Genomic DNA, 23189 nt, shown 5'->3' on the forward strand with positions numbered 1-23189 from the left:
GCCGGGGTTCCGGTGCACCGCCGCGGTCAGTCGGCCGGCGGCCGCTCCGCCCCCGCCTCCGCGCGGAGCTCCGCGGCCGGCTTCACGTTGGCCTTCACGTCGGCCATGGCCACGGCCCGCGGGCTCGGCCGGCCGTCCACGGCCGCCGGTGCCACGACCGACGCCTCCGCGCCGCCCGGGACGGCGGTCGCCTCGGCGGGCGCCGGCCGGTGGTCGATCATCAGGAAGGCGACCAGGGCGGCCATCAGCAGCACGCCCATCGCGACCCAGGTGGCGATGACGTAGCCGTGCACCGCGCCCTGGGCCCGCACCAGCGGATCGCTCGTGATCCGGGTGGACAGGTAGGTCGCGGTGGCACTGGCGGCGATCGTGTTCAGCAGCGCCGTGCCGAGCGAACCGCCCACCTGCTGGGCCGAGTTGATGGTGGCCGAGGCCGCGCCGGCCTCGTTCGGGGCGACCCCGAGGGTGGCCAGGCTCATCGCCGGCATGAACACCAGGCCCATGCCGAAGCCGATCAGCAGCACCGAGGGCAGCACCATGGCGGCCCACGGGCTGTCCACCTTCATCTGGGTCAGCCAGGCCATGCCGCCCGCGGCCAGCAGCAGCCCGGGGGTGATCAGGTTCCGGGACGGCACCCTGGTCATCAGCCGCGCCGCCACCCCGGTCGAACTCAGGATGATGGCCGCCGTCATGGGCAGGAAGGAGACGCCCGAGACCACCGGCGAGAAGTGCTTGATCGCCTGCATGTAGTAGGTGAGGAACAGGAACAGGCCGAACATGCCGACCATGGCCAGGCCCACCGAGAGGGCGCCGCCGCCGCGGTTGCGCTCGGCCACGATGTGGATCGGCAGCAGCGGGTGCGCGGAGCGCTTCTCGACCAGCACGAACGCCCCGAGCAGCGCCACGCCCAGCAGCAGCGAGCCGATCACCAGACCGTCGCTCCAGCCCCGGGTGACGGCCTCGGAGGTGCCGAACACGATGGCCAGCAGGCCGCCGCAGCCGAGCAGCGCCCCGGGCAGGTCCAGCTTGATCCGGCGCCCCTTCTCGACGTGGTCGCGGTTGAGCACCCGGAACGCCGCGAAGGCGGTCACCCCGGCGATCGGGGCGTTCACGAACAGGCACCAGCGCCAGTCCAGGTACTCGGTGAGCAGCCCGCCGGCGATGAAGCCGATCGCGGCGCCGCCACCGGCGATCGCCCCGAAGATGCCGAAGGCCGTACTGCGTTCCTTCGGGTCGGAGAAGGTGGTGGAGAGCAGCCCCAGCGCGGAGGGGGCGAGCAGGGCGCCGAACGCGCCTTGGAGGGCCCGGGCGCCGAACAGCATGGACGGGTCGACCGCCGCGCCGCCGAGGGCGGAGGCGAGGGCGAAGCCCAGCAGGCCGACGATGAAGACGCGTTTGCGGCCGAAGAGGTCGCCCAGCCGGCCGCCGAGCAGCAGCAGGCCGCCGAAGGCGAGGGTGTAGGCGGTGATCACCCACTGCCGGTCGGCGTCGGAGATGCCCAGGTCGCGCTGGGCCGACGGCAGCGCGATGTTCACGATGGTGATGTCGAGGACGATCATGAGCTGGGCGATGGCGATCACCGTCAGCGCCCACCAGCGGCGACTGTCGGCGGTCTCATGACCGATGGCGGCGGGGTGAGCAGACACTGGTCGAGCCTTCCGGAGGGGGTACGGAGAGGTCACGCAGTCGCCTTCCAGCCAAACGCCGACGTCGGGGAATGGCAAGGAAAAACCTCACCAAATCGACCTTTGTCGGACAAAAGGACCAGGGCCCCGGGACTTGTGACCGAGTCCCGGGGCCCTGGTCCCCACCACGTGCCTCAGCGTGCCGGGAGCTCCACCCGGCGTGTCGGGAGCCCCGCTCAGAGCGCCGAGAGCTCCGCGACCAGGTCGTCCAGCCCCAGCGAGCCCTGCGAGAGCGCCGCCATGTGCCAGGCCTTGAGGTCGAACTCCTCGCCGCGCGCCTCGTGCGCCGCCCGCGCCGCCGCCCGGCCCTGGAGCCAGGCGCGCTCGCCCAGCTTGTAGCCGATCGCCTGGCCGGGCATGCCCAGGTAGCGGACCAGCTCACTGTCCAGGAAGTCGGCCGACAGGCCGCAGTACCTGCCGAAGAACTCCCGCCCGTGCTCCGGGCTCACCGGCTCGCCCGGCCGGTACGGGGAGTCCGCCGGGAAGTCCAGGCCGACGTGCATGCCGATGTCGACGATGACCCGCAGCGCCCGCATCATCTGGGCGTTGAGGAAGCCCAGCCGGTGGCCCGGGTCGGTGAGGTAGCCGAGCTCGTCCATCAGGCGCTCGGCGTACAGCGCCCAGCCCTCCAGGTTGGCGCTCACCCCGCCGAGGCTCACCTGGTAGCTGGAGAGCCGGTCGGCGACGTACACCCACTGCGCGAGCTGGAGGTGGTGGCCGGGGACGCCCTCGTGGTACCAGGTCGACACCAGGTCCCAGACCGGGAAGCGCTCCTCGCCGAGCACCGGCAGCCAGGTCCGGCCGGGACGGCTGAAATCCAGGGCGGGCTGGGTGTAGTACGGCGCGGCGGCGCTGCCGGGCGGGGCGATCCGCGACTCGACCCGGGTGACCGGCTCGGCCAGGTCGAAGTGGGTGCCCTGGAGGTCCCGGATGGCCTGGTCCATCAGGCCCTGGAGGTACTCCCGGGCCGCCTCGGCGCCCTCGATCGCCGGGCCGTCCGTCTCCAGCCACTTCATCGCCGCCATCGGGCCGACGCCCGGGCGGACCTTCTCGGCCTCGGCCTCCATCTGCGCGAGCAGGTCGTGGAACTCGCTCCAGGCCCACGCGTACGCCTCGTCCAGGTCCAGGTCCGCGCCCGTCCAGTAGCGCACCCAGCGGGCGTAGCGCTCCCGCCCCGCGGTGTCCGGGGTGTCGGCGGCGGCCGGGCCGTACACGTCGCGCAGCCAGTCGCGCAGCGCGGCCAGCGCCTCGGCGGCGGCCACCGCGTGCACGGACAGCTCGGCCCGCACGCCCTCCGGGGCGTCCTGGACGAACTCGCCGAACCAGCCGCCCGGGACGTCCCCGGCCAGCCACTCGCCGAACTGGCCGACCACCGTCTCGACCTGGCGCGGGCCGGACAGCAGACCGCGCTCGATGCCCTCGGTCAGCGTCCGCCGGTACTGCTCCAGCGCCAGCGGGACGCGGGCCAGCCGGCGGCCGATCAGCTGCCACTCGGCCTCGGTGCCGGTGGCCATCAGGGTGAAGGCCTCCCGCGTGTTGTGCACCGGGGAGCCGAGGTTGCGCACCGCGCGGTAGTCCTCCCCGGCGTCGTGCACGGCGAGTTCGGCGGTCAGCCGCTCGCGCAGCAGGCGGGCGCAGCGGCGCTCGGCCTCGTCGTCGGCGGCGCCGGCCCGCTCGGCCTCGTCCAGCCGGGCCAGGGTGCGGCGGGCGAGGTCGGCGATCCGCTCGGCGCCGTCCGGGGAGAGGTCGGGCAGCCGGTCGTCCTCGGGGTTGAGGCCAAGGTAGACCGCGGTCAGCGGGTCGAGGTCGGCCAGGGCCTGGACGTAACCGTCGGCGATGCGGCGGGGAGTGTCGCCGCCGGTGGTGATCAGTTCTTCAACCATTCGGACATCATCGCGGTGCCCGGGCCGATTGCAAGCCCCCGTCATCGACCGTTGACCGGCTGCGGCCGGGGCTCTGACACCGGGTGAGCGAGGCAAACGCCCGTTCGGAGAGATCCGGTGCGCGACAGGTCCCGATCGGTACGACGCCCATTACGCTGACGGCCATGGAAGCCCGCCCCACCTCGGCAACCGACCCGGCCGCCCCCGGACCGCGCCCGCGCCGCTCCGGCTATCGGCGACTGCCGGTCGAACAGCGGCGCGAGCAACTGATCGCGGTCGCCCTGGAACTGTTCGCCGCCCGGCCGCCCGAGGAGGTCGGCCTGGACGACGTCGCCGAGGCCGCCGGCGCCTCCCGGCCGCTGGTCTACCGCTACTTCGCGGGCGGCAAGCAGCAGTTGTACGAGGCCGCGTTGCGCACCGCGGCGGACGAGCTGACCGGCCGGTTCGCCGTCCCGTCGACCGGGCGGCCCTCCGAGCAGCTGGCCGCCGCTCTGGACGGCTACTTCGCCTTCGTGGCCGAGCACGACGCGGGCTACTCGGCGCTGCTGCGCGGCGGTTCGGTGGTGGAGACGGCCCGGACCACGGCCATCGTGGACGACGTCCGGCGGGCGGCGCTCCGGCGGACCCTGCGGCACCTGGGCGTACGGGAGGCCGGGCCGCGGCTGACCCTGCTGGTGCGCTCCTGGATCGCGGTCGTCGAGGGCGCGTCGCTGAGCTGGCTGGACGAGGGGCGCGCGCTGCCGGTGGAGGGGCTGCGGGACTGGCTGGTGGACCAGTTCACGGCGATGGCCGCGGCGACGGCGCTGCACGATCCGCAGACGGCGGAGGTGCTGGCGGGGCTGCTCGCGCTGGAGGGGCCGCGGGCGGAACGGGCCGAACGGCTGCGGGCGGTGCTGGGCGGCGCTCGCCCGGACGGGGCCTGACGGCCTCCCGACCCCCGTGCCAAGGGTCGGGGCGGCGCCATGCGGCGCGGCGCGGCGGGAAGGCTTACGGCCTACGGCCTCGGGCCTCGGGCCTCAGGCCTCAGGCCTCAGGCCTTGCCGATCACCTGGCGCTGCCGGCCGAGGCCGTCGATCTCGATCTCGACGACGTCCCCGGGGGCCAGGAACGGCCTGCCCGGGTGGCCCAGGGTGACCCCGGCCGGGGTGCCGGTGACCATCACGTCGCCGGGCTCCAGCACCATGAACTGGCTGGCGTAGCGGACGAGTTCGAGCACCGGGAAGATCATCTCCGCGGTGCTGCCGTGCTGCCGCCGCTCGCCGTTGACCCAGAGCCGCAGCGCCAGGGCCTGCGGGTCGGCCACCTCGTCCGCGGTGACCAGCCAGGGCCCGAGCGGGGTGAAGGTCTCCGCCGACTTGCCCTTGTCCCACTGGCCGCCGCGCTCGAACTGGAAGGCCCGCTCGGTGACGTCGTTGGCGATCGTGTAGCCGGCGATCACGGCGGCGGCCTCGGCGTGCGAGTCCAGGTAGCGGGCGGTGCGGCCGATCACGATCGCCAGCTCGGCCTCGTAGTCGGTCTTCTCACCGCCGCGCGGCACCAGCACCTCGTCGTAGGGGCCGACCACGGTGGAACTCGGCTTGAGGAAGATCACCGGCTCGTCCGGGATCGCGGCCCCGGCCTCGGCCGCGTGGTCGCGGTAGTTGAGCCCGATGCCGACCACCTTGCCCGGCCGGGCCACCGGGGCGCCCACCCGCAGGCCGGCCAGGTCCACCACCGGCAACGCGCCGGCGGCCACCTCCCGGGCCAGCTCGGCGGTGTCCAGCCCGGCGAGGAAGGCCCCGTCGAGGTCGCGGGCCCGCCCGGAGAGGTCGTACGCGGTGCCGTCCTGGCCCAGTACGACCGGGCGCTCGGCGCCCGGGGGTCCGACGCGGAGGAGCTTCATCGATCCGTCACCAGCCTTTCGTCGCAGCTCACCGGGGCGGCGCGGACACCGCTCCCGAGTCTGGCAACGAGGTATATCAACGGGCCGGGCCGGTGGACCAGACCGTCCCGATGGGCGGATTCCCATCAAATCGCACGAAGCCACGGGGGCCCGAATAGGTGGCCCGTACGGTTGACAGACCTCCCGGTCCAACGGATCCGCCGGACCGGGCGGACGAATGCACCGGACCGGGAAGCACGCCCAGGGCGAACGTCCGTGTACCAGGGCTCCGCAGGGCGCAGGATCCGGGGCATGGAGATCACCCGGGTACGCGACGAGTTGCACATGATCACCCTGGAGTTCGGCACCGCCTACCTCTGGCAGGACGACCACGGACCGACCCTGATCGACACCGGCATCGCCGGGTCGGCGGACGGCATCGAGAAGGCGATCCGCACCATCGGACCGGAGCCGACGGCCGTACGCCGGATCGTGCTCACCCACCACCACGAGGACCACACCGGCTCCGCCGCCGAGCTGGCCCGCCGCTGGTCCGCCGAGGTGGTGGCGCACCGGCTGGAGGCGCCGGTGGTGCGGCGCGAGCAGCCGGCGGTGCCGCCCGTGCTCAGCCCCTTCGAGCAGCAGCTGTGGGACGGGCTGCCGCCGATCCCGCCGGCCGAGCCCTGCCCGGTGCACCGCGAGGTCGAGGACGGGGACGTGCTGGACATCGGCGGCGGCGCCGTGGTCGTGCACGTGCCCGGGCACACCGACGGCAGCATCGCCCTGCACCTGCCCGGGCCCGGGGTGCTGTTCACCGGGGACGTGGTGTCCAACGTCCAGGGGCGGACCCGGCCGGGGGTGTTCCACACCGACCCGGCACTGGCCCTCGCCTCCTTCCACCGGCTCGCCGCGCTGCCGGTGGAGACCGCCGTCTTCGGGCACGGCGACCCGATCGCCGCCGGCGCCTCAGCCGCGCTGCGCGCCGCCGCCGAGCAGCACCCGCAGGTCTAGCGAGGGCCCCCGGCCCGGGCCGAGCCGCTCGGCCTCCCGCCGCCAGTGCGCGAGGTCGCGGCGCAGGTCGGCCCGGGCCTCCGGGGCGGTGCCGGGCTGCTCGGCCAGCGCCTCCAGCAGGGCGACGGCGGCGGCCCGGCCGCCGTCCCGGGCCAGCCAGAGGGCCAGGTCGTGGCAGGTGCGCAGGGTGCGCGGGTCGGCCGGGCCGCAGGTCCGGGCGAAGTCGGGGACGAGCTGGAGCAGCATGTCCACCGCGTCCCCGGGCCGGCCCTCGGCGCCGTGCTGCCAGGCCTGGTCGGCCCGGCGGCGCAGCTGCTCCGGGCTGGGCCCCGGCCCCTGCAGCCCGGGCCGGACCGCGCGCAGCCGCTCCAGCACCTCGGCGGCGTCGGCGGGCCGGTCCGCGGGCCGCTTGGCCAGCAGCCCGGCCACCAGCTCGGCCAGCGCCGGGTCCGTGCCGCGCACCCGGGGCGGGGTCTCGTCCATGTGCTTGCGCATGTACTCGTACGGCGAGTCGGCGCGGAACGGCCGGCGGCCGGTGCTGACCTCGTACAGCATCACGCCGAAGGCGTAGAGGTCGGCCCGGCCGTCCACGGTGCCGCCGGACCAGCACTCGGGCGCCAGGTACGGGACGGTGCCGACCACGCTGCCGGTGGAGGTGAGCCCGACCGACTGGGTGAGCAGCCGGGCGATGCCGAAGTCCAGCACCTTGGCCCGGCCCCCGCCGTCCAGGATCATGACGTTCTCCGGCTTGATGTCCCGGTGGATCACCCCGCTGCGGTGCGCGACGTCGAGCGCCTCGCAGACCTGGGTCATCCAGGCCAGCGCGATTCCGTGCTCCGGCAGGCCGTCCTTGAGCACCGCGGACAGCGGGCGGCCGCGGACCAGCTCCATCACCAGGTAGTGGACCTCCCCCTCGGCACCGGTGACCCGGCCGTAGTCGTGCACCGTGACGATGTGCGGATGGGACAGGTTCCCGGCCAGCTTGGCCTCGCGGACGAACCGGCCGACGGCCTCCTGGTCGGCCGCGTGCTCGGCCAGCAGCAGCTTGACCGCGACCGGCCGGTCCAGCACGGTGTCGGTCGCCCGCCAGACCACGCCGAAGCCGCCCTTGCCCAGCCACTCCTCCAGCCGGAAGCGGCCGCCGAGCACCTCACCCTTGCGCATGCCCTCCCCCAACGTGCCCCCGCCCGAACGGCGTTCGCCGTCGGAGGGGTCACCATAGCGGCGGTCGGGGACGAACGGGTGAACGGAGCGCCCTCCGGCGACCGGCCCTAAGGCTTGGGCAGGCCGACGGGGTTGATCTCGGAGGTCTGGACGGCCTCGTTCTCCAGGCCCCAGCGCTTGAGCACCTGCCCGTACGTCCCGTTCCTGATCAGCTCGTTGACGGCGCCGTTGAGCGCCTTGACCAGGCCGTTGTCCTTGCGGGTGGTGGCCGCGATCTTGCCGAGGACGTCCGCGCCGCCGCCCGAGTAGGTGCCGACCACCTCGGTCTCGCCGGTCTGCACGGCGTGGAAGGCCAGGCTGGGGTTGGGGCCGGTGTAGACGTCGATCCGGCCGGAGGAGAGCGCCAGGTAGTACTCGGTGCCGGAGAAGTACTTGATGTCGATCGGCTTGAGGCCGTTGCGGACGTTCTCCTCGCTCCAGGAGATCAGCAGCTTCTCCTGGTTGGTGCCGGTGGCGACGCCGACGGACCGGCCGGCCAGGTCCTTGGCGCCGGTGACCTTGATCCCGCTGCCCTTCTTGGTCTCGAAACCGAGGACGTCCAGCCGGTAGGTGGCGAAGTCGTACTTCTCCTTGCGCTCCTCGGTGACGGTGATGTTGGACAGGCCGGCGTCGTACTTGCCGCTGTCCAGGCCGACGAAGATGTTCTCCCAGGAGACCGGGTTGAACTCGACCTTGAGGCCGAGCACGTCGCCGATCAGCGAGGCGATGTCCGGCTCGATGCCGATGATCGTCTTGTCGTCGTTGGCGTAGAAGTCCAGCGGCGGGGTGGTGCCGATCGAGTCGACGACCTTCAAGGTGCCTCTCTTCCGGATCTCCTCCGGGACCAGTGCCGCGATCGCGTCGACCTTGGCCGTCGAGACCCGGTTCTGCTGCGGCGACAGGTTCACCACGGTGCCGTTCGGCGCCGTGCTGCCCTTGGCCGGGGCGAGTTCCGCCGAGGCGCCGTTCGCGCCGCTGCCGCAGCCGGCCAGGACAAGGGCGGCGGCGAGCGCGCCGGCGGCGGTCACGAGGGCGCGACGGGGTAGGGACATGGCGGAACTCCTGCTCGGGTGAAGGGGGTTCGGGGAGAGGGTGCGGACGGCGGGGGCGGGCGGACGGGGTGCTACAGCACCTTGGCCAGGAAGGCCCGGGTGCGCTCCTGCCGCGGGCGGTCCAGGACCTCGGCGGGCGGGCCCTGCTCGACCACCACGCCGCCGTCCATGAAGACCACGGTGTCGGCGACCTCGCGGGCGAAGCCGATCTCGTGGGTGACCACGATCATCGTGGTGCCGCTGCGGGCGAGGTCCTTGATGACGTCCAGCACCTCGCCGACCAGTTCGGGGTCGAGCGCCGAGGTCGGCTCGTCGAACAGCAGCACCTTGGGCTCCAGGGCCAGCGCCCGGGCGATCGCCACCCGCTGCTGCTGGCCACCGGACAGCTGCCGGGGGTAGGCGGCGGCCTTGTCGGCCAGGCCGACCCGCTCCAGCAGCGCCAGCGCCGCCGCCCTGGCCTCGGCCCGCGGGCGGCCCAGGGCGGCGATCGGCGCCTCGACCAGGTTCTCCAGCACGGTCAGGTGCGGGAACAGGTTGAAGTTCTGGAACACGAAGCCGATGCCGGTGCGCTGGCGCAGCACCTCGCGCTCCTTGAGCTCGTACAGCCGGTCTCCGGAGCGCCGGTAGCCGATCAGCTCGCCGTCGATGGCGACGTGGCCGCGGTCCAGCTTCTCCAGGTGGTTGATCGCCCGCAGCAGGGTGGACTTGCCGGAGCCGGAGGGGCCGAGCACCACGGTGACCGAGCCGGCCGGGACGTCCAGGTCGACCCCGCGCAGCACCTCCAGCCGGCCGAAGCTCTTGTGCAGGCCGCGGACCTGCACCATCGGGGCGGCCCCGGCACCGTCGGCGCGGTCGGCCGGAGGGGTCGGGTCGGCCTTGGTCAGCGTGGTCACGGGGTTCCTCCGGGGGTACGGGCGGCGGTGCGGGCACCGGCGCGGACGGCGGCGCGGGCGTCGGTGCGGACGGGCAGGCCGCGCAGCAGCGTCCGCAGGCGGTGCAGCGGTCCGGGCGGCGGGGTGCGCCGGGAGCCGCGGGCGAAGTAGCGCTCGACGTAGTACTGGCCGATCGACAGCACCGTGGTCAGCACCACGTACCAGACGGTGGCCACCATCAGCAGCGGCACCACCCGGCCGGTCCGGCCGTAGATCACCTGGGCCTGGTAGAAGAGCTCGCCGATGGCCATCACGTAGACCACCGAGGTGCCCTTGAGCAGCGAGATCACCTCGTTGGCGGCGGCCGGCAGGATGCCCCGCATGGCCTGCGGCAGCACGATCCGCCAGGCCTGCCGCCAGCGCGGGATGCCGAGCGCGGCGGCGGCCTCGCGCTGGCCGGCCTCCACCGCGATGATCCCGCCGCGGATGATCTCGGCGGCGAACGCGGCCTGGTGCAGCCCGAGGCCGAGCACCGCGGCGCCGAGCGCGCCGAGCACCCCGACCGTCTCGAACTCGCCGAAGGTCGGGCCGAACGGGATGCCGAAGCCGAACCGCTTGTAGAGGTAGGAGAGGTTGAACCAGAACACCAGCTGGACGATCAGCGGGATCGAGCGGAACACCCAGACGTACGCCCAGGCGATGGTCCGCAGCACCGCGCTGCGGGACAGCCGCATCCCGGCCACCACGGCGCCGAGCACGAAGCCCAGCACCGTGCCGTAGGCGGTGAGTTCGAGGGTGCGGCCGATCGCCTGGAGGATGGTGTCGGCGGTGAAGTAGAGCCGGAAGGTGGCCCAGTCCCAGCCGGGGTTGGTGGCCAGGCCGTGCAGGAACTGGAGCAGGACGACGAGGGCGGCCGCCCCGGCCGCCCAGCGCCACGGGTGCCGGGCGGGGACGGTCCGCAGGCCGGCCAGCTCGGCGGCGTCGAGGCCGGGGCCGGGGGCGGGGGCGGTCGCGGGTCTCGGCGGGGACGGCGGTGCCGGGGTACTGGTGGTCATCGGAGGACTCCTTCGACAGGCCCTGCGGTCACGGGTGTTCGGGCGGGCTGATCTGCGACTCCTTGATCGCCGAGTCGGTGAGCCCCCACTTCCGGAGGATCCGCTCGTACGTCCCGTCCTTGATCAGCTGGTTGACCGCCGCCTGGAAGGCCGGGGTGAGCGGGGAGCCCTTCTTGAAGGCGAAGCCGACGTCCAGGCGGTGGAACTCGTTGAGGAAGCGCACCCCGGCGGCCTCCTGCGCGGCCTGGTGGCGCAGTCCGTTGATGGTGGACATCTCGACGTCCACCCGGCCCTGCTGGAGGCCGGTCAGCAGGGCGCCGCCCTCGCTGAACGCCTTCACCTCGTACGGCTTCTTCCCGGCGTCGGTGCAGACGTTCTTCTTGTTGTTGAGCGTGGTCTCGAAGGTGGTGCCGGCGCCGGTGCCGATGGTCAGTCCGCAGAGCTGGGCCAGGTCGGTGACCGGCTGGACGGACGTGTTGTCCTTCTTCACCGCGAAGCCCTGGCCGTCGTCGATGTAGGTGACGAAGTCGATGGTCTTCAAGCGGGCGGCGGTGACCCCGAAGTTGCCGGTGCCGACGTCGAACTTGCCGCTGTCCAGGGCGGGCAGGATGGTCTCGAAGGCGGCGTCCTGGCGCTGCACCGTCAGGCCGAGGACCTTGGCGACGGCGTCGGTGAAGTCCACGTCGACCCCGACCGGCTTCTTGGTGGCCTGGTCGGCGTAGTAGGCGCTGGGCGGGGCACCGAAGGACGAGCCGAACTTCACCACCCCGGACTTGCGCACCTCCTCGGGCAGCAGCGCGGCGGCGGCCTCCGACTTCCCGAGCCCGGAGACGACGTCCTCGGTGGCGGTGGCGGCCGGTCCGCCCGCCCCGGCCGCGCCCGCGATCTTCGGGTCCGAGCCGCACGCGGCCAACGCCAGGACCGGCAGCAGCGCGGTGGTCGCGAGGAGGCGGCGGCGGACGGTGGTGGTTCTCACGAGGGGCCTTTCAGTGGGACGGGACCAGCGCGGGCAGGGACTTCTCGAACGGGAGCGGGCCGATGGTCAGGGGGTCGGCGCCGAGGTCGAACAGCGGGGTGTAGCCGGCGGCCAGGTAGAGGCCCTTGGCCTCGGGCTGGCGCGGGCCGGTGGTGAGGTGGATCCGCCGGTAGCCGGCGGCCGCGGCGGTCCGCTCCAGTTCGGCGAGCACCCGCCGGGCCAGGCCCCGGCGGCGGTGCGCGGAGTGGGTCCACATCCGCTTCACCTCGGCGGTGCGCCCGTCGTACCGCTTGTACGCCCCGCCGGCCACCGGCTCGCCGTCCTCCAGCAGGAGCAGCAGCACTCCGTGCGGCTCGGCGAAGGCGTCGTCCGGGTAGCGGGTCATCTCCTGGTGGGCCTCGGGGCCGTAGCGGGTGACGTACTCCTGGGTGAGCTCGCGCAGCAGCGGCTCCACCAGCGGGTCCGCCAGGGTGACCCGGCGGAACTCCCACCCGGGGACGGGGCTCACGCCTGCACCGCGATCAGCTGGTGCCGGTCCCGCTCGGCGCGGGCCGCCGTCTCGGCCTTGGCCGCGTCGCGCTTGGCGACCTCCTCGCGGACGATCGGGATCACGTACCGGCCGAAGTCGATCGCGTCGTCCAGCAGGTCGTAGCCGCGCGCGGAGAGGATGTCCACGCCGAGGTCGTAGTAGTCCAGCAGCGCCTGGGCGACCGTCTCGGGGGTGCCGACCAGCGCGTTGGAGTTGCCGGCCCCGCCGGTGGCCGCGGCGGTCGGGGTCCACAGCGCGCGGTCGTAGCGCTCGCCGGCCTCGGCGATCTCGATCAGGCGCTGCGATCCGGTGTTCTCCGGGGCCGCGCCGACCGGGCGGCGCCTGGTCACCGGCTCCCCGCTCTCCCGGCGGGCCCGGATGGCGGCCACCGTGCGGTGCGCCTTCTCCCAGGCCAGTTCCTCGGTGGGCGCGATGATCGGCCGGAACGCCACCTGGATCCGCGGCTGGTCGGTCCGCCCGGCGGCCCGGGCCGCCTCCCGCACCCGCTCGATCTGCTCGGCGGTGCGGGCCAGCGGCTCGCCCCACAGGCAGTAGATGTCGGCCTCGGCCCCGCCGGCCGCGTAGGCGGCGTCCGAGGAGCCGCCGAAGGAGACCGCCGGGCGCGGCTGCTGGACCGGGAAGACGTCGGAGACGAAGTCGTTGAAGCGGTAGTGCGGGCCCTCGTGGTCGAAGGGCTCCCGGCTGGTCCAGGCCTTCTTCACGATGCCGATGTACTCGCGGGTGCGCTCGTAGCGCTGGTCCTTGGTGAGGAAGTCACCCTCGCGCTGCTGCTCGTGGTCGGTGCCGCCGGTGATGAAGTGGACGGTCAGCCGGCCCTCGCTGACCTGGTCGAGGGTCGCGAAGGTCTTGGCGGCGAAGGTCGGGTAGGAGACGTTCGGCCGGTGGGCGAGCAGGATCTGCAGCTTGTCGAGGTGCGAGGCGAGGAAGGCCGCCGCGGCCGCGGGCTCCGGGGAGCCGGAGCCGTACGCGAAGAGCACCCGGTCCCAGCCGTGGTCCTCGTGCGCCCGGGCCAGCCGCAGGGTGTAATCGCGGTCGAAGGCGGCGGTGGTGCGCGGGTTGGTCTCCGAAGCGTCGCCGGTGGCGGCGATGCCGAGGAATTCGACGGGCATGGCGGAACCTTTCGGGTGGGCTGACTCCGGTGGGCTGCGGGTGGGCAGGCCGGAGGCGGCCGCGGCGGGGCGCGGCCGTCGGGCGCGGGGCGGTGGAACGGTGGAACGGTGGAGCGGTGACGCGGGCGTGCGTACGCGGACGTGCGGTGACACGGTGGCGCGGTGGCGCGGGCGTGCGGACGCGGACGGAGGAACGCGGGCGAAGGAACGCGGGAGGAGGGCGGACGCGAGCGGAACTGCCGGAGCGCAGAACGAGGGCGGTGGAGGGCGAGGCGGCAGCGTGCGCCTGACGGTCCGTCAACTACCGTGACGGACCATGGCTCCCGGCCCGCGAGGGGGCACACCGAGGGAGGTCTCCCCGAAGGGATTCAGGGCCGGACGGGCGGCCCGCTGCCGGGTCAGCCGCGACACGCCGCGGACCACACCCGACCGAAGTCGATGTGGTCGCGGGTGACCAGGGGCAGCTCGGCGTACATGTCCTCAAGTTGAGCAGTCGGCCGAGCGGTACGTCAACCGTGCATCATTGCCGCACTGTTGCGATCTCCTGTCGCTTCTCCCACCGCCCCCGAGCGGCCCGGACCGCACCCCGGCCGCCCCCCCGATCACCCTTGACAGCCGTCGATCGCGCATGCGTACGATCGACGCGGAGTGCAGTGCGCTGCGCCGGCCGCGTTGAGGGACGCGGGCCGGTGCCCGAGGGCCCGTACGTGATCACACCCGTACCTCTCCCCGCCCGCACTCCGCCCAGGAGCCGCCGCCATGGCCACCCCGCAGGACCTCCTGCCCGCCCCCGCACCCGCCGCCGCGCCCGCCCTCACCGAGAGCCCGCCCCCGCCCCCCGAGGCCCGGATCGTCGCCCGCCGCAGGCCCGGGCAGTGGATCGCCGCGGCCGTCGCCCTGCTGCTGGCCGCGATGGCGGTCGGCTCGGTGGTCCGCAACAAGGCCTTCCAGTGGGGCGTGGTCGCCGAGTGGTTCACCGCCCGGTCCGTCCTCGACGGCCTGACCCTCACCCTCTGGCTGACCGCCGTCACCCTCGCCCTCGGCTTCGTCCTCGGCACCGTCCTGGCCACCATGCGGCTGTCCGCCAACCCGGTGCTGCGCACGCTCAGTTGGGGCTACATCTGGATCTTCCGCTCCACCCCGCCGCTGGTGCAGCTGCTGTTCTTCTTCAACATCGGCGCGCTCTACCCGACCCTCGGCCTCGGCATCCCCTTCGGCCCCGAGTTCGTCACGGTCAGGACCGTCAACCTGATCGGCCCGACCCTGACCGCCGTCATCGGCCTCACCCTGCTGGAGTCCGCGTACGCCGCCGAGGTGATCCGCGGCGGCATCCTCTCCGTCGACCGCGGTCAGCTGGAGGCGGCCGCCGCGCTCGGGCTCGGCCGCCGGCGGGTGCTGCGCCGGATCGTGGTGCCGCAGGCGATGCGCGCGATCGTGCCGAGCGCCGGGAACATGCTGATCGGGGCGTTGAAGGGCACCAGCATCGTCAGTGTGCTGGCCGTCTCCGACCTGCTCTACTCGGTGCAACTGGTCTACCTGCAGTCCTACCAGGTCATCCCGATGCTGCTGGTCGCCACCCTCTGGTACCTGGTGGTCACCACCGTGCTGTCGATCGGCCAGTACTACGTCGAACGCCACTTCGCCAGGGGCGCCACCCGGGACGGCCTGCCGCCCACCCCGCTGCAACGCGCCCGCGCCGCCCTCGCCCGGGTGGTCCGGGCATGACGGCGACGCTCGTGATCGTCGGCGCCGGGCCGCGCGGCACCGGGCTGCTGGAGCGGATCGCCGCCAACGCCGCCGAACTCCTCCCCGCCGAGCGGCCGTTGGAGATCCACCTGGTCGACCCGCACCCGCCCGGTGCGGGCCGGATCTGGCGCCACGACCAGTCCCCGCTGCTGCGGATGAACTCGATGGCCGAGGACGTCACCATGTTCACCGACGAGCGCTCCACCGTCGAGGGTCCGGTCCGCCCCGGCCCCTCACTGGCCGAATGGGCCCTGCGGCAACGGGAGTTCGCGCCCTACCGGGAGGTCGCCGACCCGGCCGTACGGGCCGAGCTGAGCACCCTGGCGCCCACCGACTTCCCCACCCGGCGCGCCCAGAGCGCCTACCTGGACTGGGTGTTCCGCCGCGCCGTCGCCGACCTGCCGGCCCACGTCACGGTCACCGTCCACCGGGGCACGGTACGGCGGATCGACGGACCGGCCGACGGCCCGCAGACCGTCCACCTGGACGGCGCCACCCTCACCGCCGACCACGTCGCCCTCACCCTCGGCCACCTCGACTCCGCCCCGCACCCCCGGTACGCCGACGACGCCGCCTTCGCCGCCCGGCACGGCCGCTTCCACCTGCCGCCCGCCTACTCCGCGGACGTCGAGGCCGAGTTGGCCCGGATCGCCCCCGGCGAGCAGGTGGCGCTGCGCGGCTTCGGCCTGGCCTCCGTCGACCTGGTCGCGATGCTCACCGAGGGGCGCGGCGGCCGCTTCGAACCCACCGGCGAGGGGCCAGCCCTGCGCTACCTCCCGTCCGGCCGCGAACCGGTGCTGCACCTGGGCTCCCGGCGCGGCGTGCCCTACCACTCCAAGACCGACTACCGGCTCCAGGGACCGCCCGCCCCGCTCCCCCGGTACTTCGACGCGGCCGCCGTGGACGCCCTGCTCGCCACCGGCCGGCCGCTGCGGCTGCGCCGCGACGTCTGGCCGGCCATGGCCAAGGAGGTCGGCTTCGGGCACTACCACGAGCTGTTCCACGCCCACCCGGAGCGCACCGCGCTGCCCTGGACCGAGTTCCTCGCCCGGTACGACCGGCACGACTGGTACTCCCCCGAACTGGCCGCACTCGTCGCCGAGGCCGTCCCCGACCCGGCCGACCGGATCGACTTCGAACGGCTCGACCACCCGCTGGCCGGGCTCGAACTCGGCTCCGCCGAGGAGCTCCAGGCCCACCTGCGCGACTACGTCACCGCCGACGCCGACCGCCGCGCCGACCCGGCCCACAGCGCCGACCTGGGCGCCTTCCTCGCCCTGCTGTCGCTGTTCGGCCAGCTCCCGCGGATCCTCGCCTCCGGCCGGCTCACCGCCCGCTCGGTCGCCGAGGACGTCGACGAGTGGTTCTTCGGCTATTTCAGCTTCCTCGCCTCCGGCCCGCCCGGCTTCCGGCTGCGCCAGCTGCTCGCGCTCTCCGAGGCCGGGGTGGTGCGCTTCCTCGGCGCGGGCGTGCGGATCGAGCGGGACGAGGCCACCGGCACCTGGCGGGCCTCCGGCGCCACTGTGCCCGGCCACGCCGTCACCGTCACCGCGCTGGTCGAGGCGTACCTGCCCAAGCACGCGCTGGCCCGCACCCTCGACCCGGTGCTGGACTCGCTGCACCGCGCCGGGCGGGTCGCGGAGGAGGTGGTGAGCGACGCGGAGCACACCCACCGCTCCGGGCTGGTCACCATCGACCCCGCCGACAGCCGCCTGATCGACCCGGCCCTGGGCGGCGCCCCGCACCCACGCCGCACCGCGCTCGGCCCGCACACCAGCCTCCGGGCCGCCGCCGCCTTCGCCCGGCCCCGCACCAACGCCCCGGGCTTCCGCCAGAACGACGCCGCCGCCCGGGCCCTGCTCCGCGCCCTGGCCGCACTCCCGGCGGCGGCCCTGGTGGGGTGAGGCCGGGGGCGGGGCGTCACGGCCCGAAGACCTCCACCAGGAGGTCCTCGTCCGAGACGAAGGACGGCGCCGAGGCCACCCGTTCCGCGAGGCCCTTGACGCCCGTCCCGCGCTCCAGCTCGCGGGACAGCTCCGGGACGGGCTCCCCGGCGGACCGGATCCACCGGACCAGCCGCAGCGCCCGGTCACGGTCGATCCGCACCCGCCAGGCGCGGACGGCCCGGGTCGGCGCGCGGTGGAACCGGGCCCGCTTCCGGTACTCCGCCAGGTCGGCCCGGGCCTGCGCGCAGCGCCGGTGGGTCGGGCCGAAGGCCTCGACCAGCTGGGGCAGCAGCTCCTCCAGGCGGGCCGCGGCGGCCGGGAAGTCGCCCAGCTGCGCGGAGCACGCCGCGAGGTCGACGCCGGCCTGGAGGACGAGCGGGCCGCGCGGGCCCCGGGCGCTGCGCAGTGCGGGCAGGAGCGCGGTCAACAGACGGACGGCGGTGGCCGGGTGGCCGCTCCCGCGGACCACCCCGGCCAGGTCGTACCGCACCTCCAGCACCAGGGGGTCGATCTGCCCGAGGGCGGCCTGGAGGTCCGCCAGCAGGTCCTCCAGCAGCCCGACGGCCTGCGCCGGGCGGCGGTCCCGGTCGAGGTACCGGGCGAGGTCCCGCCGGGCGGCGACGACCTCCGGATCCGTCCCGCCGAGCGAGCGCACGGCCGCCTCGACCACCGGCCGGAGCCGGTGCACGGCCGCCGCGGGCCGCTCGTCCCGCACGGCCCGTACGGTCGTCGCCAGCCGGGCCCGGGCGGCCGCCGCGTCCTCGACCGGCACCGGCGCTTCGACGGGGCGCCCGACCGGCCGGGGCGCCGGGTACAGCAGCGCGGGCCGGCCCACCGGCCGGAGCTTGGGCTCCCGGGCCGGGGCACGCCGCCGGGCGGGCGCGGGCCGCTTCACCAACGCCGCTTCCGGGGCAGCCGGTTCCGGGGCAGCCGCGTCCGGGGCAGCCGGTTCCGGGGCAGCCGCGTCCGGCCCGACCCGGTCGACCGGTGTCGCCGTCGCCGGCAGCTCCCGGCCCTCCGCCAGGTCCGCGAAGCGCCGGGCCACCGTCCGGGCGTCGGTCGGCCGCTCCGCCGGCTCCTTCGCCAGCAACTGCCCCAACAGGTCGGGGAGTTGCCGCGGCAGACCGTACTTCACCGGGTCCACCGCCGGGGGCGGCTCGTTGAGGTGCTGGTACATCAGCACCGGCGTCGAGTCCCCGGTGAACAGCCGCTTCCCAGTGAAGAGTTCGACCAGGACGCAGCCCAGCGCGTAGAGGTCCGCCCGCCCGTCCACCCGGCCGCCGGTCCACCGCTCCGGGGCCATGTACGGCGGGCTGCCGATCACCGTCCCGATGGTGGTCAACCCGCTGGCCCCGAGGTCCAGTTGGGCGATACCGAAGTCCAGCACCTTGGGCAGGCCGTCCTCGGTGATCATCACGTTGTCCGGCTTGATGTCCCGGTGCACCATCCCCGCGTCGTGCGCGGCCGCCAGCGCCTCGCAGATCTGCCGGGCCCAGCGCAGGCCCACCTGCGGATCCGGCCGGCCCTCCCGGATCACCTGGGTCAGGGTGCGGCCGGTGAGCAGCTCCATCACCAGGTAGGTGACCTGCTGCCCGTCGGCCTCGCCGTGGCCGAGGTCGTGCACGGTGACGATGTGCGGGTGCGACAGGTTGCCCGCCGCCGAGGCCTCCCGGGCGAACCGCAGCGCGGCCTTCGCCTGGTCGCCGTCGTCGTGCCGGATGACCTTGACCGCCACCGGCCGCCCGACCCGGGTGTCCCGGGCCCGCCAGACCACCCCGAACCCGCCCTGGCCGAGCTTCTCCTGGAGCTCGTACCGGTCGTCGAGGACGTCACCGACCCGCACCTGCCCTCCCCCCATCGGCTGTGTACCCACCGACTCTAGCGAGCGGCCCGGGCAGCGGCCCGCCCCGCCCTCACGGGCCGAAGATCTCCTCCACCACGTCCTCGTCCGAGACGTGGTCCGGCGCCTCGAACACCACGTCGGCGACGCCCTTGAGGCCGATGCCCCGCTCCAGCGCGCCGACGCAGGCCGCCGCCTCCTGGTCGGTGGCGAAGTCCCACACCCGCAGCCGGCGGACCAGCACCAGGGCCTCGATCGGGCTCATCCGCGGCGCCCGGCGGCGGTGGCCGCCGCCCTTGCGGCCGGACTGGGCCAGCCGCTGCTGGTAGCCGGCCAGGTCCTGCCAGGCCTGGACGGTGCTCGGGTGGTGGTCGCCCAGTGCCCGGGCCAGCTCGGGCAGCAGCGCGTGCAACTGGACCACCGCGCCCTGGAGGTCGCCCCGGTTGGCCTGGTGGACGGCGAGGTCGTGCCGGGCCTTGAGGACCCGGCTGTCCTGCGGGCCCCAGGCCGCGGCCAGGTCCGGCAGCAGTTCGCGCAGCAGCCGGATCGCGGTGACCGCCGAACCGCTCTCGCCGATGCACCAGGCGAGGTGGTAGCGGGCGCCGAGGGTGTCCGGGTCGGTCGGGCCGAGCGCGGAGCGCATGTCGGCCACCACGCTGGAGAGCAGCCGGATCGCGCCGTCCAGGTCCCCGGTCCGGCTCAGGTACCAGGTGAAGTCCCGCCAGGCGCCCAGGGTGTCCCGGTCGCCCGCGCCGAGCGCGGTGACGCTCTCCTGGGCGACCGCCTGCAGCAGGATCGCCGACTCGCCCGCCGTCGCGGCCCGGTACGCGGCCGCACGGCGCTCGCGCAGCCCGGCCCGGACGGCGTCCTCGGACGCGGGGGCCGCGACCACCGGCGGGGTGGTCAGCGGGGACAGCACGGAGGGCGCGACGGGCGGCACCGGAGGCGGCGCGACGGGTGGCACCGGAGGCGGCGCGACCGGCGCGGGCGGCACGACCGGAGCAGCGGGCGCAGCGCGCACGGCAGGAGCCACCGGAGCGACCGGAGCCGCCCGGTCCGGCACCGTCGGCACCCCCGCCCCCGCCGCCGCCCCGCCGACCGGCCACCCGGCCAGCTCGGCGAGCCGGCGCTCGACCGTACGGGCGTCGGCCGGCCGCTCCGCCGGGTCCTTCGCCAGCAGCTCCGCGACCAGCCCGGCCACCTGCGGCGGCAGCCCGAACTGGGCCGGATCGAGCGCCGGGGGCGGCTCGTTGAGGTGCTGGTACATCAGCACCGGCGTCGAGTCCCCACCGAACGGCCGTGCCCCGGTGAAGAGTTCGACCAGGACGCAGCCCAGCGCGTAGAGGTCCGCCCGCCCGTCCACCCGGCCGCCGGTCCACCGCTCCGGCGCCATGTAGGCGGGGCTGCCGACGATCGTCCCGGTGGTGGTCAGCCCGCCGGCGCCGGTGTCCAGCTGGGCGATGCCGAAGTCCAGCACCTTGAGGTGCCCGGCGTCGGTGATCATCACGTTGTCCGGCTTGATGTCCCGGTGCACCATCCCCGCGTCGTGCGCGGCCGCCAGGGCCCCGCAGATCTCCCGCCCCCAGCGCAGGCTGAGCGCGGGCTCGGGCAGTCCGGCCCGGAGCACCTCGGTCAGCGTGCGGCCGGTGAGCAGCTCCATCACCAGGAAGGTGACCTGATCGTCGCCGGGTTCGCTCTGCCCCAGGTCGTGCACGGTGACGATGTGCGGGTGCGAGAGGTTCCCGGCCGCGCAGGCCTCCCGGACGAAGCGCAGTGCGGCCTTCGCCTGGTCGCCGCCGTGGTGCCCGATGACCTTGACCGCCACCGGCCGCCGCATCCGGGTGTCCTGGGCCCGCCAGACCACTCCGAACCCGCCCTGGCCGAGCTTCTCCCGCAGCTCGTACCGGCCGTCCAGAACGTCCCCGACTCGCACGCGCCCCTCCCCCACCCGTTGTGACGCCCAGACTCTACCGACGGCCGACGGCCTCCCCACCCGACGGCCCTCCCCACCCGACGGCCCAGGTGGAAGGATGGGCGGAGAGCCCGCGACGGTGCGACGGCTCGGACCCGTACAGCCCCGAGGAGCGCAGTCATGGCCAAGCAGGCCCCGCAGAGCGACCCGGTGCAGGACGCCCCCGAGGTGTCCGCGCCCCAGCACGCGGCCGCCGGCCTGCCCGCCGTCGGTCACAGCCTGCGGATGGCCGCCGAGCAGATGGGCGCCCGGCGCACCCTCGCCACGCTGCTCAAGGTCAACCAGCCGGACGGCTTCGACTGCCCCGGCTGCGCCTGGCCGGAGCCGGGTAGGACGCACACCGCCGAGTTCTGCGAGAACGGCGCCAAGGCCGTCGCCGAGGAGGCCACCGAACGCCGGGTCCGGGCCGACTTCTTCGCCGCCCACCCGGTCGCCGACCTGGCCGAACGCTCCGGCTACTGGCTGGGCCAGCAGGGCCGGCTCACCCAGCCGATGCTGCTGGACGAGGGCGCCACCCACTACACCCCGGTCTCCTGGGACGACGCCTTCGCGCTGATCGCCGAGGAGCTGCGCGCCCTGGACACCCCGGACGGCGCCGCCTTCTACACCTCCGGCCGCACCAGCAACGAGGCCGCCTTCGCGTACCAGCTGTTCGCCCGCCGGCTCGGCACCAACAACCTGCCGGACTGCTCCAACATGTGCCACGAGTCGTCCGGTTCGGCGCTCACCGAGACGCTCGGCGTCGGCAAGGGCAGCGTCAGCCTCAAGGACCTCTACCAGGCCGACCTGATCATCGTGGCCGGCCAGAACCCGGGCACCAACCACCCCCGGATGCTCTCCGCGCTGGAGCGCGCCAAGCGGGCCGGTGCCACCGTGGTGAGCGTCAACCCGCTGCCGGAGGCGGGCCTGGAGCGGTTCAAGAACCCGCAGAACGCCCGCGGCCTGGTCGGCCACGGCACCAAGCTGACCGACCTCTTCCTGCAGATCCGCCTCGGCGGCGACCTCGCGCTGTTCCGCGCGCTCAACCGGATGATCCTGGAGGCGGACGGCGTCGACCGCGCCTTCGTCGCCGAACACTGCCACGGCTTCGAGGAGTTCGAGGAGCAGGCCGGGAAGACGGACCGCGACGAGGTGCTCGCGGCGACCGGTCTGCCCTGGGAGCAGATCGAGGAGCTCGGCCGGCTGGTGCTGGCCTCGAAGAAGATCATCGTCTGCTGGGCGATGGGGCTCACCCAGCACAAGCACGCGGTGCCGACCATCCGCGAGGTGGTCAACTTCCTGCTGCTGCGCGGCAACGTGGGCCGCCCCGGCGCCGGGGTCTGCCCGGTGCGCGGGCACAGCAACGTCCAGGGCGACCGCACCATGGGCATCTTCGAGCGGCCCGCCAAGGCCTTCCTGGACGCGCTGGAGAACGAGTTCGGCTTCGAGCCGCCGCGCGCGCACGGCCTCGACTCGGTGGACACCATCCGGGCGATGCGCGACGGCAAGGTCAAGGTGTTCTTCGCGATGGGCGGCAACTTCGTCGCCGCGACCCCGGACACCGAGGTCACCGAGGCCGCGATGCGCCGCTGCCGGCTGACCGTCCACGTCTCCACCAAGCTCAACCGCTCGCACGTGGTCACCGGCGCCCGCGCCCTGATCCTGCCCACCCTGGGCCGCACCGACCGGGACGTCACCGCGGCCGGCGCCCAGTTCGTCAGCGTCGAGGACTCGATGGGCCAGGTCCACTCCTCGCGCGGCGGACTGCGCCCGCCCGCACCGGGGCTGCTCTCCGAGACGGCGATCGTCTGCCGCCTCGCCCGCACCGTCCTCGGCCCGCGGGACACCGTGCCGTGGGAGGACTTCGCGACCGACTACGACACCCTGCGCGCCCGGATCGCCCGGGTGGTGCCGGGCTTCGAGGACTTCAACGAGAAGGTCCGCCGCCCCGGCGGCTTCACCCTCCCGCACGGCCCCCGGGACACCCGCACCTTCCCCACCGCCACCGGGAAGGCCAACTTCACGGTCAACCCGCTGACCGCCCCCGAGGTCCCGCCGGGGCGGCTGCTGCTGCAGACCCTGCGCTCGCACGACCAGTACAACACCACGATCTACGGCCTCGACGACCGCTACCGCGGGATCAAGGGCGGCCGCCGCGTCGTCCTGGTCAACCCGGCGGACGCCGCCGAACTCGACCTCGCCGAGGGCCGGTACGTCGACCTGGTCAGTGAGTGGACGGACGGCACCGAGCGCCGCGCCCCGCACTTCCGGGTGGTCCACTACCCCGTCGCCCGCGGCGGTGCGGCGGCCTACTACCCGGAGACCAACGTGCTGGTGCCGCTCGACTCCACGGCCGACATCAGCAACACCCCGACCTCCAAGGCCGTGGTGATCCGCTTCGAGCCCGACACCGGCGCGGCCGGGTAGCGCCCCCGGACGGCACGGAGGC

Annotated in this window: 17 protein-coding genes; 5 read left to right on the forward strand and 12 right to left on the reverse strand. The window is 74.3% G+C overall.

Annotated elements, in window-relative coordinates; translation table 11 throughout:
• Positions 1–26: 26 nt before the first annotated feature.
• Positions 27–1646, reverse strand: coding sequence for an MFS transporter (locus ACZ58X_RS13145; RefSeq protein ID WP_470333746.1), 1620 nt, complete (start codon positions 1644–1646; stop codon positions 27–29).
• Positions 1647–1861: 215 nt separating this feature from the next.
• Entirely contained in the window at positions 1862–3568 is a 1707-nt protein-coding gene (locus ACZ58X_RS13150; protein ID WP_470333747.1) for a DUF885 domain-containing protein, read from the reverse strand.
• A 164-nt stretch (positions 3569–3732) separates the two neighbouring features.
• On the opposite strand from ACZ58X_RS13150, the gene ACZ58X_RS13155 reads away from it, so the two are divergent.
• Entirely contained in the window at positions 3733–4491 is a 759-nt protein-coding gene (locus ACZ58X_RS13155; protein WP_470333748.1) for a TetR/AcrR family transcriptional regulator, read from the forward strand.
• Between the two features lie 107 nt (positions 4492–4598).
• On the opposite strand, the gene ACZ58X_RS13160 is transcribed toward ACZ58X_RS13155, so the two are convergent.
• Positions 4599–5450, reverse strand: a complete 852-nt coding sequence (locus tag ACZ58X_RS13160; RefSeq protein ID WP_470333749.1) for a fumarylacetoacetate hydrolase family protein — start codon at positions 5448–5450, stop codon at positions 4599–4601.
• A 291-nt stretch (positions 5451–5741) separates the two neighbouring features.
• Between ACZ58X_RS13160 and ACZ58X_RS13165 the strand changes: the two genes are divergently transcribed.
• Positions 5742–6440 carry an MBL fold metallo-hydrolase gene (locus ACZ58X_RS13165; RefSeq protein WP_470333750.1) on the forward strand — a complete coding sequence of 233 codons (699 nt, stop codon included), beginning with the start codon at positions 5742–5744 and terminating at the stop codon, positions 6438–6440.
• Here ACZ58X_RS13165 and ACZ58X_RS13170 read toward each other — a convergent pair.
• The 7 genes from ACZ58X_RS13170 to ACZ58X_RS13200 form a co-directional block, all read right to left on the reverse strand.
• Positions 6396–7604, reverse strand: a complete 1209-nt coding sequence (locus ACZ58X_RS13170; protein ID WP_470333751.1) for a serine/threonine-protein kinase — start codon at positions 7602–7604, stop codon at positions 6396–6398. The two genes, ACZ58X_RS13165 and ACZ58X_RS13170, sit on opposite strands and share 45 nt — an antisense overlap.
• Before the next feature lie 107 nt (positions 7605–7711).
• Positions 7712–8695 carry an ABC transporter substrate-binding protein gene (locus ACZ58X_RS13175; RefSeq protein WP_470333752.1) on the reverse strand — a complete coding sequence of 328 codons (984 nt, stop codon included), beginning with the start codon at positions 8693–8695 and terminating at the stop codon, positions 7712–7714.
• A gap of 71 nt (positions 8696–8766) precedes the next feature.
• Positions 8767–9519, reverse strand: coding sequence for an amino acid ABC transporter ATP-binding protein (locus ACZ58X_RS13180; RefSeq protein WP_360233704.1), 753 nt, complete (start codon positions 9517–9519; stop codon positions 8767–8769).
• Positions 9520–9584: 65 nt separating this feature from the next.
• Positions 9585–10622 (reverse strand): amino acid ABC transporter permease, encoded by a 1038-nt coding sequence (locus ACZ58X_RS13185; protein WP_470333753.1) that lies wholly within the window; start codon positions 10620–10622, stop codon positions 9585–9587.
• Between the two features lie 28 nt (positions 10623–10650).
• Positions 10651–11598: an ABC transporter substrate-binding protein gene (locus ACZ58X_RS13190; RefSeq protein ID WP_470333754.1), complete on the reverse strand. Its 948-nt coding sequence runs from the start codon at positions 11596–11598 to the stop codon at positions 10651–10653.
• 10 nt (positions 11599–11608) lie between these two features.
• Complete coding sequence (locus tag ACZ58X_RS13195; protein ID WP_470333755.1) at positions 11609–12106, reverse strand: GNAT family N-acetyltransferase; 498 nt, start codon at positions 12104–12106, stop codon at positions 11609–11611.
• On the reverse strand, positions 12103–13257 hold the full coding sequence (locus ACZ58X_RS13200; RefSeq protein WP_470333756.1) for an LLM class flavin-dependent oxidoreductase: 1155 nt from the start codon (positions 13255–13257) through the stop codon (positions 12103–12105). The genes ACZ58X_RS13195 and ACZ58X_RS13200 overlap by 4 nt, the downstream gene beginning before the upstream one ends.
• 759 nt (positions 13258–14016) lie before the next feature.
• Between ACZ58X_RS13200 and ACZ58X_RS13205 the strand changes: the two genes are divergently transcribed.
• The gene (locus ACZ58X_RS13205) at positions 14017–14982 is read left to right on the forward strand and encodes an amino acid ABC transporter permease (protein ID WP_470333757.1); all 966 of its coding nucleotides are present in this window, start codon (positions 14017–14019) and stop codon (positions 14980–14982) included.
• Entirely contained in the window at positions 14979–16907 is a 1929-nt protein-coding gene (locus ACZ58X_RS13210) for an FAD/NAD(P)-binding protein (RefSeq protein WP_470333758.1), read from the forward strand. Before ACZ58X_RS13205 ends, ACZ58X_RS13210 begins: the two co-directional genes overlap by 4 nt.
• Positions 16908–16923: 16 nt before the next feature.
• Here ACZ58X_RS13210 and ACZ58X_RS13215 read toward each other — a convergent pair whose 3' ends face one another.
• Positions 16924–18792, reverse strand: a complete 1869-nt coding sequence (locus ACZ58X_RS13215) for a serine/threonine-protein kinase (protein WP_470333759.1) — start codon at positions 18790–18792, stop codon at positions 16924–16926.
• 70 nt (positions 18793–18862) lie between these two features.
• Entirely contained in the window at positions 18863–20722 is a 1860-nt protein-coding gene (locus tag ACZ58X_RS13220) for a serine/threonine-protein kinase (RefSeq protein ID WP_470333760.1), read from the reverse strand.
• Between the two features lie 159 nt (positions 20723–20881).
• On the opposite strand from ACZ58X_RS13220, the gene ACZ58X_RS13225 reads away from it, so the two are divergent.
• On the forward strand, positions 20882–23167 hold the full coding sequence (locus tag ACZ58X_RS13225) for an FdhF/YdeP family oxidoreductase (RefSeq protein WP_470333761.1): 2286 nt from the start codon (positions 20882–20884) through the stop codon (positions 23165–23167).
• Positions 23168–23189: the final 22 nt, after the last annotated feature.

The organism is Kitasatospora sp. NPDC040550 (assembly GCF_055594965.1).

Coding starts and splice junctions, on each gene's coding strand:
- ACZ58X_RS13160 (WP_470333749.1), bottom strand. CDS start 5,450: ATGAAGCTCCTCCGCGTCGGACCCCCGGGCGCCGAGCGCCCGGTCGTA.
- ACZ58X_RS13205 (WP_470333757.1), top strand. CDS start 14,017: ATGGCCACCCCGCAGGACCTCCTGCCCGCCCCCGCACCCGCCGCCGCG.
- ACZ58X_RS13210 (WP_470333758.1), top strand. CDS start 14,979: ATGACGGCGACGCTCGTGATCGTCGGCGCCGGGCCGCGCGGCACCGGG.
- ACZ58X_RS13175 (WP_470333752.1), bottom strand. CDS start 8,695: ATGTCCCTACCCCGTCGCGCCCTCGTGACCGCCGCCGGCGCGCTCGCC.
- ACZ58X_RS13165 (WP_470333750.1), top strand. CDS start 5,742: ATGGAGATCACCCGGGTACGCGACGAGTTGCACATGATCACCCTGGAG.
- ACZ58X_RS13225 (WP_470333761.1), top strand. CDS start 20,882: ATGGCCAAGCAGGCCCCGCAGAGCGACCCGGTGCAGGACGCCCCCGAG.
- ACZ58X_RS13185 (WP_470333753.1), bottom strand. CDS start 10,622: ATGACCACCAGTACCCCGGCACCGCCGTCCCCGCCGAGACCCGCGACC.
- ACZ58X_RS13200 (WP_470333756.1), bottom strand. CDS start 13,257: ATGCCCGTCGAATTCCTCGGCATCGCCGCCACCGGCGACGCTTCGGAG.
- ACZ58X_RS13150 (WP_470333747.1), bottom strand. CDS start 3,568: ATGGTTGAAGAACTGATCACCACCGGCGGCGACACTCCCCGCCGCATC.
- ACZ58X_RS13180 (WP_360233704.1), bottom strand. CDS start 9,519: ATGGTGCAGGTCCGCGGCCTGCACAAGAGCTTCGGCCGGCTGGAGGTG.
- ACZ58X_RS13155 (WP_470333748.1), top strand. CDS start 3,733: ATGGAAGCCCGCCCCACCTCGGCAACCGACCCGGCCGCCCCCGGACCG.
- ACZ58X_RS13170 (WP_470333751.1), bottom strand. CDS start 7,604: ATGCGCAAGGGTGAGGTGCTCGGCGGCCGCTTCCGGCTGGAGGAGTGG.